This window comes from Enterobacter sp. 6722112 (genome assembly GCF_058661685.1).
The window spans coordinates 1455596-1469367 of sequence record NZ_JBZWGR010000007.1; the positions used below are offsets into that span (position 1 = coordinate 1455596).

Below are 13772 nucleotides of genomic sequence, written 5' to 3' on the forward strand. Positions count from 1 at the left end.
GTGCAAGCGAAGCGCCGCCGGGCACAAAACTTACAGCACCAACCCCGCAAAGCTCGCCGACAGCAGGCTTACCAGCGTTGCCCCGTATACAAGGCGTAAACCAAACCTCGACACCACGTTACCCTGTTGCTCATTCAGACCTTTTATTGCCCCCGCCACAATGCCAATGGAAGCGAAGTTAGCGAACGACACCAGGAACACGGACAAAATCCCCAGCCCGCGCGGTGACATTTGATGGGCTATTTTTTGCAGCTCGATCATCGCCACAAATTCATTCGCCACCAGTTTAGTTGCCATAATGCTCCCCGCGCTTAAGGCATCGCTCAGCGGAATACCAATAAGCCACGCCAGCGGATAAAACACATAACCCAGAATCTGCTGGAAGCTCATGCCAAATATGCCGGAGAAGAGGGCGTTAATGGCGCTAATAAGGGCGATAAAGCCAATCAGCATCGCCAGAATAATCATCGCCACCTTAAAACCGGCCAGAATATACTCGCCCAGCATTTCAAAGAAGCTCTGGGATTCGTGCAGTTTTTCCAGCCTGATATCCGGCTCCGCTTCCGGGCGGGCCGGGTTAATGACCGAAAGAATAATAAAGGTGCTGAACATGTTCAGGATCAGCGCCGCGACGACAAACCTGGCGTCGAGCATAGTCATATAGGCCCCGACAATCGACAGCGAAACCGTCGACATGGCCGTGGCAGCCATCGTAAACAGACGACGCGAGGAGAGATCGCCCAGCACGCCTTTGTAGGCAATGAAGTTTTCAGACTGACCGAGGATCAGCGAACTCACCGCGTTAAAGGATTCCAGCTTGCCCATGCCGTTCAGTTTTGACAGCAGCGTCCCGATCACCCGAATAAAGATCGGCAGAATACGCCAGTGCTGAAGAATACCAATCAGCGCCGAGATAAAAATAATGGGGCAGAGCACGCCAAGGAAAATGAACGCCAGCCCTTTTTCACCCATCCCGCCAAAGACAAAATTCGTCCCTTCGGCAGCGAATTTAAGCAGCGACTCAAAGAAACCGGAGACGTATTTAATAATAAACAGGCCGCTTTCTGCGTGGAGGAAAAAGAACGCCAGCGCGATTTCGATCACGATCAGCTGTAAAACGAAACGAATACGAATTTTTCGGCGGTCGAAACTCACCAGCCAGGCGAGCGCAAGAATAATCACCAGCGCCAGCAGGAAATGGACAATTTTAAACATGGCTTATTTTCAGTTGGTTTTCGAGGGGGACATTTAGCCACAGCCCCGGTTAACCGTAAATGGGCATTTTCGTTATACCTTATAAACGTAACGGTTACTCAGGCAATTATTACTCCGCAATGCGTTTACATCTGGTCATCAAAACGCAACACATTTCGCTTGTTTTTCTTGTTGCCGTAATGATAATCACTATCACAAGAATTTACCTTTCTTTGCATCAGTTGACCGCGATAAACATTTAAGGTGTCGGCATGTTTGTTCCTTTTCTCATTATGTTACGTGAAGGCCTTGAAGCGGCCCTGATTGTTAGCCTTATCGCCAGTTATCTGAAGCGTACCCAGCGCGGACGCTGGATTGGCGTCATGTGGGTTGGGGTTTTCCTTGCTGCGGCGCTCTGCCTGGGCCTCGGTATCCTCATCAACGAAACCACCGGGGAGTTCCCGCAGAAAGAGCAGGAGCTGTTTGAAGGGATCGTCGCCGTGATTGCGGTGGTGATCCTCACCTGGATGGTGTTCTGGATGCGCAAGGTCTCCCGTAACGTGAAGGTACAGCTTGAGCAGGCGGTGGATAACGCCCTGCAAAAAGGCAACCACCACGGCTGGGCGCTGATCATGATGGTCTTTTTCGCCGTGGCGCGTGAAGGCCTGGAGTCTGTGTTCTTCCTGCTCGCGGCTTTTCAGCAGGACGTGGGCATCTGGCCGCCGCTGGGCGCGGTGCTCGGGCTGGCCACGGCGGTTGTGCTTGGCTTCCTGCTCTACTGGGGCGGCATTCGTCTTAACCTGGGCGCGTTCTTCAAGTGGACCAGCCTGTTTATTCTGCTGGTGGCCGCAGGGCTGGCGGCAGGGGCGATCCGCGCCTTCCACGAAGCGGGTCTGTGGAACCACTTCCAGGACGTGGCGTTCGATCTCAGCAACGTCCTGTCGACCCATTCACTGACCGGTACCCTGCTCGAAGGGATCTTCGGCTACCAGGAAACGCCGAGCGTCAGCGAAGTGGCGATGTACTTTATCTATCTGGTTCCGGCGCTGATCCTGTTCGCTATGCCGCCGCGTACCGGCTCGCAGGCGTCGCGCGTAGCGCCGTAAGTGCTGTTTTAGTTACAACATACTTTTAAAGGGAAGAGTCATGGCCATTCAGTTCCGTCGTAGTGCGTTATGCGCAGGCATTGCCGCGCTGTTCGTGTCTGCCTTCACCGCTCAGGCGGCAGATATTCCGCAGGTAAAAGTCACCGTCAACGATAAACAGTGCGAGCCGATGACCATCACGGTTAACAGCGGTAAAACGCAGTTTATTATTCAGAACCACAGCCAGAAGGCGCTGGAGTGGGAAATCCTGAAAGGCGTGATGGTGGTGGAAGAGCGCGAGAATATCGCGCCGGGCTTCAGCCAGAAGATGACCGCAAATCTTCAGCCCGGGGAATATGACATGACCTGCGGCCTGCTGACTAACCCGAAAGGTAAGCTGATCGTCAAAGGCGCAGCGACGGCGGACGCGGCCAAAGGCACGGCGCTGCTGAGCCTCGGCGACGCCATTACCGCCTATAAAGCCTATGTCACCAAAGAGACAGCGGACCTGGTGGCAGGCACCAAAGCCTTTACCGACGCGGTGAAAGCGGGCGACATCGAAAAAGCGAAATCCCTGTATGCGCCTACCCGTCAGCACTACGAGCGCATTGAGCCGATTGCCGAACTGTTCTCTGACCTTGATGGCAGCATTGACGCCCGTGAAGACGACTACGAGCAGAAGGCCACCGATCCGAAATTCACCGGCTTCCACCGTCTGGAAAAAGCCCTGTTTGGCGATAACTCCACCAGTGGGATGGAGAAATACGCCGAGCAGCTCAACAGCGACGTGCTGGAGCTGCAAAAACGCATCAGCGAGCTGGCATTCCCACCGTCGAAAGTGGTGGGTGGCGCAGCGGGCCTGATTGAAGAAGTGGCCGCCAGCAAAATCAGCGGTGAAGAAGATCGTTACAGCCACACCGACCTGTGGGACTTCCAGGCGAACGTCGACGGCGCACAGAAAATTGTCGAGCTGCTGCGGCCTCAGCTGCAAAAAGAGAACGGCGAGCTGCTGGCGAAAGTGGATGCCAACTTTAAGAAAGTTGACGCTATCCTGGCGAAATACCGCACCAAAGACGGGTTCGAAACCTACGACAAGCTGACCGATGCTGACCGTAACGCGCTGAAAGGCCCGATAACCACCCTGGCGGAAGATCTCTCCCTGCTGCGTGGCGTACTGGGTCTGGATTAAGCGATGAACAAGCATGACGAATACGACGTGGCGGAACCTTCCCGACGTCGGTTGTTAAAAGGGGTAGGGGCGCTGGGCGGCGCGTTTGCCCTGGCGGGAGGCTGTCCGGTGGCGCATGCGGCAAAACCGCAAAGCGCCCCTGGCACGCTCTCCCCGGATGCGCGTATGGAAACGCAGCCGTTTTATGGTGAGCACCAGGCGGGGATCCTGACGCCGCAGCAGGCCTCGATGATGCTGGTGGCTTTCGATTCGCTGGCGAGTGATAAAGCCGACCTTGAGCGTCTGTTCAGGCTGTTGACCACGCGTATTGCCTTCCTCACCGCCGGCGGTCCCGCACCGGAAACACCGAATCCGCGCCTGCCGCCGATGGATTCCGGCATCCTCGGCGCGTTTATCGCTCCCGATAATCTGACCATCACCGTGTCGGTGGGGGAATCGCTGTTTGATGATCGCTACGGACTGGCGAAGCAGAAGCCGAAAGCGCTGCAAAAAATGACGCGATTCCCGAATGATTCTCTCGACGCGGCGCTGTGCCACGGCGATCTGCTGTTGCAGATCTGCGCTAATACCCAGGATACGGTGATCCATGCCCTGCGCGATATTATCAAGCACACCCCGGATCTGCTGAGCGTGCGCTGGAAGCGGGAAGGTTTTATCTCTGACCACGCCGCGCGCAGTAAAGGGAAAGAGACGCCGGTCAACCTGCTGGGCTTCAAAGACGGCACCGCCAACCCGGACAGCAGCAATACCGCGTTGATGAAGAACGTGGTATGGGTGACGGCGGATCAGGGCGAACCGGCCTGGGCGGTCGGAGGCACCTATCAGGCGGTGCGTATCATTCAGTTCCACGTGGAGTTCTGGGACCGCACGCCGCTGAAAGAGCAGCAAACTATCTTCGGTCGCGATAAGCAAACCGGCGCACCGCTCGGCATGAAGCACGAGCACGATGAACCCGACTACGCCCGCGATCCGAACGGGGACGTCATCGCGCTGGACAGCCATATTCGCCTCGCCAATCCTCGCACCAAAGAGACGCAATCCAGCCTGATGATGCGCAGGGGCTACAGCTACTCGCTGGGGGTGACCAACTCCGGTCAGCTTGATATGGGACTGCTGTTTGTCTGCTATCAGCACGATCTGGAGAAGGGATTCCTCACCGTGCAGAAGCGGCTCAACGGCGAAGCGCTGGAGGAATATATTAAGCCCATCGGCGGCGGCTATTTCTTTGCCCTGCCCGGCGCGCGTGACGCGAACGCCTGGCTCGCTCAGGGTCTGATAGAAGCCTGATAATCGTCCCTGCGACAGTTCGCGGGGACATTATTTTTTCGAAGGACTATCTTATTGTTATATTTCTGTAATATTTCTATATAAGACTGATTTTCCATGTAGGGGCAGTCCTAAAAGTTGCATTCAGGTAAAATAAATGTTGCATTTATGATAATTCCTGATGTACTTAAGAGAAGACAGCGGTAGTTCCCGGCAGTGATGCTAACTCACTATGGAGATCGCGAATGGTTGCGTCCTGTACTGGACAAGGTAAACACATCAACCGCAGTACCCGGCGCGGAGGCTCAGACTCCGGCAGCGATTTCTTCACCACCAAATTCTCTCCTTCACCTCAAGAACCTTTTTCTACCGACGTGCATAACGGTGCGCGTAGCCGTTGTATATCGTCATCCGGTAATGCAAGCAATGGCTTACAAGGAAGCCAACCCTCTGATGTTCGTGCGCATAATCGTGCCGATGCTGGCGCGTGTGATGAATACCAACAACTCAAGGTGCTATCCATGGGAAGACAGAAAGCAGTGATCAAAGCTCGTCGTGAAGCAAAACGTGTGCTGAGACGGGATTCACGTAGCCATAAGCAGCGTGAAGAAGAATCGGTCACCTCGCTTGTGCAGATGAGCGGCGTAGAATCCATTGGCATGGCGCGGGACAGCCGCGATGCATCGCCAATTGTGGCGCGGAATGAAGCTCAGGCGCACTACCTGAATGCTATCGAGAGTAAACAGCTCATCTTTGCAACCGGGGAAGCCGGATGCGGGAAAACCTGGATCAGCGCCGCCAAAGCGGCGGAGGCGCTGATTCATAAGGACGTGGAGAGGATCATCGTTACCCGTCCGGTACTGCAAGCGGATGAAGATCTGGGCTTCCTGCCCGGCGATATTTCCGAGAAGTTTGCCCCGTACTTCAGGCCCGTCTATGACGTGCTGGTGAAGCGGTTGGGCGCTTCCTTTATGCAGTACTGCCTGCGACCAGAGATTGGCAAGGTGGAAATCGCGCCGTTCGCCTATATGCGCGGACGTACATTTGAAAATGCGGTCGTCATTCTTGACGAGGCTCAGAACGTGACCGCTGCGCAAATGAAGATGTTTTTAACGCGCCTCGGGGAGAACGTGACGGTTATCGTCAACGGCGATATTACCCAGTGTGACCTGCCGTCGGGCGTGAAGTCCGGCCTGAGCGATGCCATGTCACGTTTTGAGGAAGATGAGATGATAGGGGTGGTCCGCTTCACAAAAGAGGACTGCGTCCGCTCAGCGCTGTGCCAACGAACGCTGGAAGTGTACTCCGATTAAGATCATTTCACATTTTAAGTCATTTCTTCCCGGCGTTATGCCGGGAAGCTTCCTTTATTCCCTCTGCACGCGTGGCTTTTTTAAATCATATTTATTTCCTATAGCATTCAACGGGATTTACGCCCCGTTTTGCGGTAATAATAATATTACTGTTAATTTGCTGCGAACGCTTTTTATACAGGTCACGGAAATGTGATATGTATTTATAATACCCACAAAATATCTATGAATATAATGATCATGCTAATTATTGGTTTAAAATTAAACGTGAATGTTGTCACAGAACATGACTAAGCAGTAAAAATTAAGTTGGTGTCTTTTGGGTAATTATCTATGTTTCGTACTTGTTCAGACAAAATTCTAAAAAGAAACTCGCCAGGGGATCGTTTCCTCTGGAACATCACGCTAAGGGTCATACATGAACGAACTGGTTAGTGCAATTAATGGTGTTATCTGGAGCCCGGCGTTAATATTTTTATGTCTGGGTGTCGGCCTCTATTTCTCGCTGCGTAGTCGCTTTCTGCAATTACGGCATATAAAACTTATGATTACCCTGATGTTTCAGGGGCGTCCTACCGAGGCAGGCGTGTCGTCGTTTCAGGCGCTGACGATGACGCTGGCGGGCCGCGTGGGGACAGGGAATATTGCCGGTGTAGCGACCGCCATTACCTTTGGTGGACCCGGTGCGCTTTTCTGGATGTGGATCGTGGCATTTTTGGGGGCAAGCTCTGCTTTTGTCGAATCCACGTTAGGTCAGGTTTATAAAGAGAAAATTAACGGCGAATATCGTGGTGGTCCTGCCTTTTATATTGAGAAAGGATTAGGCGTGAAGTGGTACGCATGGTTATTTGCCATCGTAACGATTTTCTCCTGCGGATTATTACTGCCAGGTGTGCAGGCAAACTCTATTGGTGCGAGCCTGGATATTGCCTTTGGTCTGAGCCCAAATGTCACGGCGGCGTTACTTGCTGTGCTGTTGAGTTTTATTATTTTTGGTGGCGTAAAAAGGATTGCCAGCTTTAGCAGCATGGTGGTTCCGTTTATGGCGCTCGGCTATATTATTGTCGCGTGCGTGATTATCGCTATCAATATTGATCAGCTTCCTTCAGTTATATTGCTGATCTGGAAAAGTGCTTTTGGCCTTGAAGCTGGGTTTGGCGCTATTCTGGGCCAGGCCATCATGTGGGGCGTGAAGCGTGGCGTCTATTCCAACGAGGCGGCGCAGGGTACCGGGCCACATGCCTCCTCGGCGGCGGCCGTAAGCCATCCGGTGAAACAGGGGCTGGTTCAGGCGTTCTCCGTGTACATCGACACGCTGTTTGTCTGCTCCGCGACCGGGTTTATGCTGTTGATCACCGGGCTGTATAACGTGCAGGGCGTCGACGGCGCAGCGCTCTATACCGGAATAGCGGGCGTGGCCGCAGGACCGGGATATGTCCAGACGGCAATGGAAAGTATGATGCCGGGCTTCGGTAATTACTTTGTTGCCATCGCGCTGTTCTTCTTTGCCTTCACCACGATCATTGCTTACTACTACATCGCTGAAACGAATATCGCCTACATCAACCGTAAGATTCATCGCCCGTGGCTGACGTTCCTGCTCAAGCTGTGTCTGATGGCTTCGACGGTATATGGCACGGTACGCACCGCGGATCTGGCCTGGGGATTAGGGGATATTGGCGTAGGGCTGATGGCATGGCTCAACATTATTGCCATCGTTCTGTTGCATAAAAAAGCGTTTGCCAGCCTGAAGGATTATGAAATCCAGAATGCACAGGGGTTGGATCCACACTTTGACCCGGTTCGGCTGGGGATTAAAAATGCGGATTACTGGCTGGAGGAGCGTAAGGATGAAGCGCGTGCTCAGCCTGAGCAGGTTTCATCTCCTGAAGGAAAGGAGTCGGTAGGGAAGTTGAATAGCTGAGGAATGGTTGAGACAGGCCCGTGCTTTTGTACGGGCTTTCTTTTTTTGTAGGTGAGTCAGCTCCTGTCGCACCGGGGGGGATTGACTCGCTTCGCTCGCCCTGCGGGCAGCCTGTTCGCTTCGCTCTCAGCCTGTCCAACTGGCTGCGCCAGTTGTCGAACCCCGGTCGGGGGTTCTCATCCCCCCCAAAGGCGTGCAACATGCGAAAAAAAAGCCCGCATTTTCATGCGAGCTCTTCTTCAAATATGGCGGTGAGGGGGGGATTCGAACCCCCGATACGTTGCCGTATACACACTTTCCAGGCGTGCTCCTTCAGCCACTCGGACACCTCACCATATTGTTTTGCTGCCTGACCGCTTGGGGGGCAACGGGGCGCTACTATAGGGAGTTGCGCTAAAACGGTCAAGCAGATTTTCAGCATTCGTGCTTGTTCGGTTAAGCCTTAATCAGCTTATGTCGCAGCGCACAGGATTAACGCTGCGAATCGAGCACTTCGCTATTTTTCACCACGTCCTGCGCTTTGCTGTAGCTTTCGATCAGCAGCTGGTAGGCCGGGAAGATGTGTGTGTACACCTCAGCCCATTCACCCGCATCTTCACGGTTCCACGTGCGCTGAATTTCGGAAGCAACAGCAGCCGTGTCCATCGGCACCACGCCTGCCTGCACCACGCGCGCCAGGGTGATCTCCTGCGCCATTTTGCTGTAGGTGCCGGAGGCATCAATCACCGCAAACACTTTATATCCGTCCGCCACCGCGCTGATGGACGGGAAGGCCATGCAGACGCTGGTGATCGTCCCCGCGATAATCAGCGTTTTGCGCCCGGTGGCTTTCACCGCCGCCACGAACTCCGGGTTATCCCAGGCGTTGATCTCACCCTTGCGTGCCACATACTGTGCGTGCGGCGCGTTGGCGTGGATCTCCGGGATAAGCGGGCCGTTCGGTCCCTGTGGAACCGACGCCGTGGTGATCACCGGGATCTTCGCCAGCGAGGCGATTTTTGCCAGCGCTGCTGCACGGGCGCGCAGCTCAGGCATTGGCATGTCTCCTACGGTCTGGAACAGCCCGCTCTGGTGATCGATAAGCAGCATAACGGCATCGTTTACGTCAATAACGGGACGTGCACCGTTGAAGTTTGCAGGGGTAGACATAATGCGCTCCTTATTACGTTTAGATTTGGCCAAAGCGGCCGGAGTTGAAATCGCGAATAGCCTCGGCAATTTCGGTTTTACTGTTCATCACAAACGGGCCATAGCCCACGATGGGTTCATTCAGCGGCTCCCCGGCCATCAGCAGCACTTTGGCATCGCTGCTGGCTTCGAGATGCAGTTTGTCACCGCTCTGACTCAGCACGACCAGTTGCGCCTCACCGGCAGGCGTGGTGCCGTTCACCGTCACGCTGCCTTCAACGACAACCAGCGCCGTGCTCCAGCCTTCGGGCTGATTGAGCGTCAGATGGCTACCCTGGCGCAGCGCGAGATCCCACACGTTCAGCGGTGAGAAGGTATGCGCCGGGCCGGTTACCTCTCCAAAACGGCCAGCAATCACGCGCAATGTTCCGCTGTTATCCGGCAGGGTGACCACCGGGATATCCGACTGAGTGATGCTCTGGTAGCCAGGCGTCGCCATTTTGTCTTTGGCGGGCAGGTTGACCCACAGCTGCATCATTTTCAGTTCACCGCCTTTCTGCGAAAACGCGCTGGAGTGGAACTCCTCGTGCAAAATGCCTGCGCCTGCCGTCATCCACTGCACGTCGCCTGGGCCAATAACGCCGCCTCTGCCGGTGGAATCACGATGCTCCACTTCGCCTGAGTAGACGATGGTCACCGTTTCAAAACCGCGATGAGGATGCTCGCCCACGCCGCGTTTCGCGCCGTCCGCCGGGAAGGTATGTGGTCCGGCGTAGTCCAGCAGCAGGAACGGGCTCAGGGGCTCGCCGTGCGTCTGGTAAGAAAACATCGAACGAACCGGAAAACCGTCACCGACCCAGTGCGGACGAGGTGCGGTATACACGCCTGTTACGTTTTTCATGATTAACTCCTGATGTCCTGTTGATGGAATTAGCTTATATTCAGGGCTAATATCCCGGTAGATAGCAAAAATGACATTCACTGTTCCTTAAATGGAACAATGGAGGCGTATGCAGGATCTCAATGATTTCGTATGGTTTGTGAAGGTGGTGGAGCATGGCGGCTTTGCGGCGGCGGGGCGGGCGCTCGATCAGCCTAAGTCGAAACTGAGCCGTCGGATTGCGCAGCTGGAAGAACGCCTGGGCGTTCGGTTGATACAACGTACCACGCGGCAGTTTGCGGTGACGGAGGTGGGGCAGACATTCTATCAGCACTGTAAAGCCATGCTGGTGGAAGCTGAAGCTGCGGAGGAGGCGGTGGCTGCTTTACAGGCTGAGCCGCGCGGTATGGTCCGGATCACCTGTCCTGTCACCTTGCTGCACGTTCACGTGGGGCCCATGCTGGCACGGTTTATGGCGCGCTATCCAGGGATCAACCTCCAGCTTGAAGCCACCAACCGCCGGGTCGATCTGGTGGCGGAGGGGGTGGATGTGGCGATCCGCGTTCGTCCGCGCCCGTTTGATGACAGCGATCTGGTATTAAGGGTGCTGGCGGACAGGGGGCACTGTCTGGTTGCCGGGCCGGCACTGATTGAACGGATGGGCAACCCGGCGATGCCCTCTGAACTCAGCGAGTGGCCGGGGTTAAGTATGGGGGCGGGCAAGCACCTGCATAAGTGGGAATTGAGCGGGCCGGAGGGCGCAAAGGCAGAAATTCACTTCACGCCGCGCCTGGTGACTACCGACATGCTGGCGCTGCGGGAGGCGGCGATGGTGGGCGTGGGCGTGGTACAGCTGCCCATTTTGATGGTGAAGGATCAGCTGGCTTCAGGTGAACTTGTTCGGGTGCTGAATGCCTGGGAACCCAGACGGGAAGTGATCCACGCGGTGTATCCATCCCGGCGCGGCCTGCTGCCATCGGTCAGGACGCTGGTGGATTTTCTCACCGAAGAGTATGCAAAGATGGTTGAAGACTAGCTTTTTGTAGGTCGGGTAAGCGTAGCGCCACCCGACATAAAGAACGCAGGGAGCGAATCTCCTTGCGGAGAATATAAAAGAAAAAAGCCCGTACTTTCGTACGAGCTCTTGTCTTGAATATGGCGGTGAGGGGGGGATTGATTCGCTTCGCTCGCCCTTCGGGCAGCCTGTTCGCTACGCTCTCAGTCTGTCCAACTGGCTGCGCCAGTTGTCGAACCCCGGTCGGGGGTTCTCATCCCCCCCTTGCAGAGAATATAAAAGAAAAAAGCCCGTACTTTCGTACGAGCTCTTGTCTTGAATATGGCGGTGAGGGGGGGATTGATTCGCTTCGCTCGCCCTTCGGGCAGCCTGTTCGCTACGCTCTCAGTCTGTCCAACTGGCTGCGCCAGTTGTCGAACCCCGGTCGGGGGTTCTCATCCCCCCCTTGCAGAGAATATAAAAGAAAAAAGCCCGTACTTTCGTACGAGCTCTTGTCTTGAATATGGCGGTGAGGGGGGGATTGATTCGCTTCGCTCGCCCTTCGGGCAGCCTGTTCGCTACGCTCTCAGTCTGTCCAACTGGCTGCGCCAGTTGTCGAACCCCGGTCGGGGGTTCTCATCCCCCCCTTGCAGAGAATATAAAAGAAAAAAGCCCGTACTTTCGTACGAGCTCTTGTCTTGAATATGGCGGTGAGGGGGGGATTCGAACCCCCGATACGTTGCCGTATACACACTTTCCAGGCGTGCTCCTTCAGCCACTCGGACACCTCACCATATTGTCATCCCGTTGTTGTCGGGACGGGCGCTAATGTAAGGAAAAGCCGTACTGCCGTCAACCCACTTTTTCAGTAATTTAGCGTGTTTAGACAAACTTCAGGCAACCTGATTCCGAAATGTGCGAAATGCGCCTCTTTTATCAGCAACGCGGTTTAGCGATAAATTTGTTATGCTGGCAAGCCAGTTGAAAATGAAAATAAAACAGCGCAATAAAAGGCAATGACTATGGATATTATCTTCTATCACCCCACTTTTGATACGGCTTACTGGATTAACGCGCTTACGGCGGCACTGCCTGGCGCACGCGTTCGCGAATGGAAACAGGGCGATAATGAACATGCCGACTACGCGCTGGTCTGGCATCCCCCGGTCGAAATGCTTCAGGGACGCCGTTTGAAGGCGGTGTTTGCTCTTGGTGCGGGTGTGGATTCCATTCTCAGTAAGCTGAAGGCACACCCTGAAATGCTGCCGGAGGATATTCCCCTGTTTCGTCTGGAAGATACCGGTATGGGGCAGCAGATGCAGGAATATGCCGTGAGCCAGGTGCTGCACTGGTTCCGACGTTTCGACGATTATCAGGCGTTTAAACAGCAATCCCACTGGGAAGCGCTTCCGGATTATCAGTATGAAGATTTCACCATCGGCATCCTCGGCGCGGGTGTACTGGGTTCGAAAGTCGCCGAAGCGCTCGCGCCGTGGGGCTTCCCACTGCGCTGCTGGAGCCGGAGCCGTAAGGATTATCCAGGCGTCGAGAGCTTTGCCGGAACGGACGAACTCCCGGCGTTCCTGAAAGGGACTCGCGTCCTCATTAACCTGCTGCCGAATACGGCGGAAACGGTCGGCATTATCAATGGCACGCTCCTCAACCAGTTGGCAGAAGACAGCTACTTAATGAACCTGGCGCGCGGAGTACACGTTGTGGAAGACGATCTGCTGAAAGCGCTGGATAGCGGTAAACTGAAAGGCGCAATGCTGGATGTCTATAGCCGCGAACCGCTGCCGACAGACAGCCCGCTCTGGGCACATCCGCGCGTGGCGATGACGCCTCATATTGCGGCCGTGACGCGACCGGCGGAGGCCGTGGCGTACATCTCGCATATCATCAGCGAAATAGAGAAGGGCAACGCGGTGACCGGACAGGTCGACAGACAGCGAGGCTACTGAGAGAAACCCGGCGTTCGCCGGGTTTTTGCTAATATTCGCCGCAGATAACTGCTATCCTTTGGAAAAACCGCAGAGGAGAGAAAGATGTATCCCGTTGACCTGCATATGCACACCGTCGCCAGCACCCACGCTTACAGTAACCTCCATGATTATATCGCTCAGGCGAAGCTGAAAGGCATTAAACTGTTTGCGATAACCGATCACGGTCCGGATATGGCGGATGCGCCGCACTACTGGCATTTTGTGAATATGCGTATCTGGCCACGCCTGGTGGACGGTATCGGGATACTGCGCGGCATCGAAGCGAACATCAAAAATACTGACGGTGAGATTGACTGCACCGGCCCGATGCTGACCTCGTTAGATCTGATCCTCGCCGGCTTCCACGAGCCGGTCTTTGCGCCCCAGGATAAAGAGACCAACACCGCAGCGATGATTGCCACTATTGCCAGCGGCAACGTGCACATTATCAGCCACCCGGGAAATCCGAAATACCCGATTGATATTCAGGCCGTGGCGCAGGCGGCAGCGAAGCACCGCGTGGCGCTGGAGATTAACAACTCCTCCTTTGTTCACTCGCGTAAGGGCAGTGAAGCCAACTGCCGCGAAGTGGCGGCGGCCGTGCGTGACGCGGGCGGCATGGTGGCGCTGGGCTCTGATTCACACACGGCCTTCACGCTGGGTGATTTCAGCGAGTGCCTGAAAATATTGCGGGACGTGAATTTCCCGGAAGAACAGATCCTGAACGTCACGCCGCGTCGTATGCTCGACTTCCTTGAGTCGCGCGGCATGACGCCGATTGATGAATTTGCCGATCTTTAATTAATAACGGAATAAA

The 13772-nt window shown here is 55.0% G+C and carries 11 protein-coding genes, 2 tRNA genes and 3 other RNA genes; 8 read left to right on the forward strand and 8 right to left on the reverse strand.

Annotated features, from left to right (window positions below):
- Nucleotides 1-30: 30 nt before the first annotated feature.
- A complete protein-coding gene (locus AC4OVU_RS08385; RefSeq protein WP_017384766.1) occupies nucleotides 31-1215 on the reverse strand; it encodes a NupC/NupG family nucleoside CNT transporter in 1185 nt (394 codons plus the stop codon).
- Nucleotides 1216-1466: 251 nt separating this feature from the next.
- On the opposite strand from AC4OVU_RS08385, the gene efeU reads away from it, so the two are divergent.
- The 5 genes from efeU to AC4OVU_RS08410 all read left to right on the forward strand — a co-directional run bounded on the left by efeU (nucleotide 1467) and on the right by AC4OVU_RS08410 (nucleotide 7971).
- On the forward strand, nucleotides 1467-2300 hold the full coding sequence (gene efeU / locus AC4OVU_RS08390; RefSeq protein ID WP_023296293.1) for an iron uptake transporter permease EfeU: 834 nt from the start codon (nucleotides 1467-1469) through the stop codon (nucleotides 2298-2300).
- Between the two features lie 40 nt (nucleotides 2301-2340).
- Entirely contained in the window at nucleotides 2341-3468 is a 1128-nt protein-coding gene (gene efeO, locus AC4OVU_RS08395) for an iron uptake system protein EfeO (protein ID WP_017384764.1), read from the forward strand.
- A 3-nt stretch (nucleotides 3469-3471) separates the two neighbouring features.
- Nucleotides 3472-4755 (forward strand): iron uptake transporter deferrochelatase/peroxidase subunit, encoded by a 1284-nt coding sequence (gene efeB / locus AC4OVU_RS08400; protein ID WP_023296295.1) that lies wholly within the window; start codon nucleotides 3472-3474, stop codon nucleotides 4753-4755.
- A gap of 500 nt (nucleotides 4756-5255) precedes the next feature.
- Nucleotides 5256-6047, forward strand: a complete 792-nt coding sequence (gene phoH / locus AC4OVU_RS08405) for a phosphate starvation-inducible protein PhoH (RefSeq protein WP_017384762.1) — start codon at nucleotides 5256-5258, stop codon at nucleotides 6045-6047.
- 418 nt (nucleotides 6048-6465) lie between these two features.
- A complete protein-coding gene (locus AC4OVU_RS08410; RefSeq protein ID WP_045333961.1) occupies nucleotides 6466-7971 on the forward strand; it encodes an alanine/glycine:cation symporter family protein in 1506 nt (501 codons plus the stop codon).
- 246 nt (nucleotides 7972-8217) lie between these two features.
- Here the strand turns inward: AC4OVU_RS08410 and AC4OVU_RS08415 are convergent.
- The 3 genes from AC4OVU_RS08415 to AC4OVU_RS08425 form a co-directional block, all read right to left on the reverse strand.
- A tRNA-Ser gene (locus AC4OVU_RS08415) sits at nucleotides 8218-8305 on the reverse strand.
- Nucleotides 8306-8442: 137 nt separating this feature from the next.
- Nucleotides 8443-9120: an isochorismatase family protein gene (locus tag AC4OVU_RS08420; RefSeq protein WP_003858068.1), complete on the reverse strand. Its 678-nt coding sequence runs from the start codon at nucleotides 9118-9120 to the stop codon at nucleotides 8443-8445.
- A 19-nt stretch (nucleotides 9121-9139) separates the two neighbouring features.
- Entirely contained in the window at nucleotides 9140-10000 is an 861-nt protein-coding gene (locus AC4OVU_RS08425) for a pirin family protein (protein ID WP_015570855.1), read from the reverse strand.
- A gap of 109 nt (nucleotides 10001-10109) precedes the next feature.
- On the opposite strand from AC4OVU_RS08425, the gene AC4OVU_RS08430 reads away from it, so the two are divergent.
- Nucleotides 10110-11015, forward strand: coding sequence for a LysR family transcriptional regulator (locus AC4OVU_RS08430; protein ID WP_032653195.1), 906 nt, complete (start codon nucleotides 10110-10112; stop codon nucleotides 11013-11015).
- A gap of 120 nt (nucleotides 11016-11135) precedes the next feature.
- Here AC4OVU_RS08430 and AC4OVU_RS08435 read toward each other — a convergent pair.
- The 4 genes from AC4OVU_RS08435 to AC4OVU_RS08450 all read right to left on the reverse strand — a co-directional run bounded on the left by AC4OVU_RS08435 (nucleotide 11136) and on the right by AC4OVU_RS08450 (nucleotide 11766).
- A non-coding RNA gene (locus AC4OVU_RS08435) (RtT sRNA) lies at nucleotides 11136-11272 on the reverse strand.
- Between the two features lie 44 nt (nucleotides 11273-11316).
- A non-coding RNA gene (locus AC4OVU_RS08440) (RtT sRNA) lies at nucleotides 11317-11453 on the reverse strand.
- A 44-nt stretch (nucleotides 11454-11497) separates the two neighbouring features.
- A non-coding RNA gene (locus AC4OVU_RS08445) (RtT sRNA) lies at nucleotides 11498-11634 on the reverse strand.
- Nucleotides 11635-11678: 44 nt separating this feature from the next.
- Nucleotides 11679-11766 (reverse strand) — tRNA-Ser (locus tag AC4OVU_RS08450).
- 229 nt (nucleotides 11767-11995) lie between these two features.
- Here AC4OVU_RS08450 and ghrA point away from each other — a divergent pair.
- Together ghrA and AC4OVU_RS08460 are read left to right on the forward strand one after the other, a co-directional pair.
- Nucleotides 11996-12934 (forward strand): glyoxylate/hydroxypyruvate reductase GhrA, encoded by a 939-nt coding sequence (ghrA, locus tag AC4OVU_RS08455; RefSeq protein WP_110292943.1) that lies wholly within the window; start codon nucleotides 11996-11998, stop codon nucleotides 12932-12934.
- A gap of 84 nt (nucleotides 12935-13018) precedes the next feature.
- Entirely contained in the window at nucleotides 13019-13756 is a 738-nt protein-coding gene (locus tag AC4OVU_RS08460; RefSeq protein WP_110292942.1) for a phosphatase, read from the forward strand.
- Nucleotides 13757-13772 lie beyond the last annotated feature (16 nt).

Excerpts from the sequence above, each read along its gene's own strand:
- AC4OVU_RS08385 (WP_017384766.1), bottom strand. The coding sequence starts at position 1,215 with ATGTTTAAAATTGTCCATTTCCTGCTGGCGCTGGTGATTATTCTTGCG.
- efeU (WP_023296293.1), top strand. The coding sequence starts at position 1,467 with ATGTTTGTTCCTTTTCTCATTATGTTACGTGAAGGCCTTGAAGCGGCC.
- efeO (WP_017384764.1), top strand. The coding sequence starts at position 2,341 with ATGGCCATTCAGTTCCGTCGTAGTGCGTTATGCGCAGGCATTGCCGCG.
- efeB (WP_023296295.1), top strand. The coding sequence starts at position 3,472 with ATGAACAAGCATGACGAATACGACGTGGCGGAACCTTCCCGACGTCGG.
- phoH (WP_017384762.1), top strand. The coding sequence starts at position 5,256 with ATGGGAAGACAGAAAGCAGTGATCAAAGCTCGTCGTGAAGCAAAACGT.
- AC4OVU_RS08410 (WP_045333961.1), top strand. The coding sequence starts at position 6,466 with ATGAACGAACTGGTTAGTGCAATTAATGGTGTTATCTGGAGCCCGGCG.
- AC4OVU_RS08420 (WP_003858068.1), bottom strand. The coding sequence starts at position 9,120 with ATGTCTACCCCTGCAAACTTCAACGGTGCACGTCCCGTTATTGACGTA.
- AC4OVU_RS08425 (WP_015570855.1), bottom strand. The coding sequence starts at position 10,000 with ATGAAAAACGTAACAGGCGTGTATACCGCACCTCGTCCGCACTGGGTC.
- AC4OVU_RS08430 (WP_032653195.1), top strand. The coding sequence starts at position 10,110 with ATGCAGGATCTCAATGATTTCGTATGGTTTGTGAAGGTGGTGGAGCAT.
- ghrA (WP_110292943.1), top strand. The coding sequence starts at position 11,996 with ATGGATATTATCTTCTATCACCCCACTTTTGATACGGCTTACTGGATT.
- AC4OVU_RS08460 (WP_110292942.1), top strand. The coding sequence starts at position 13,019 with ATGTATCCCGTTGACCTGCATATGCACACCGTCGCCAGCACCCACGCT.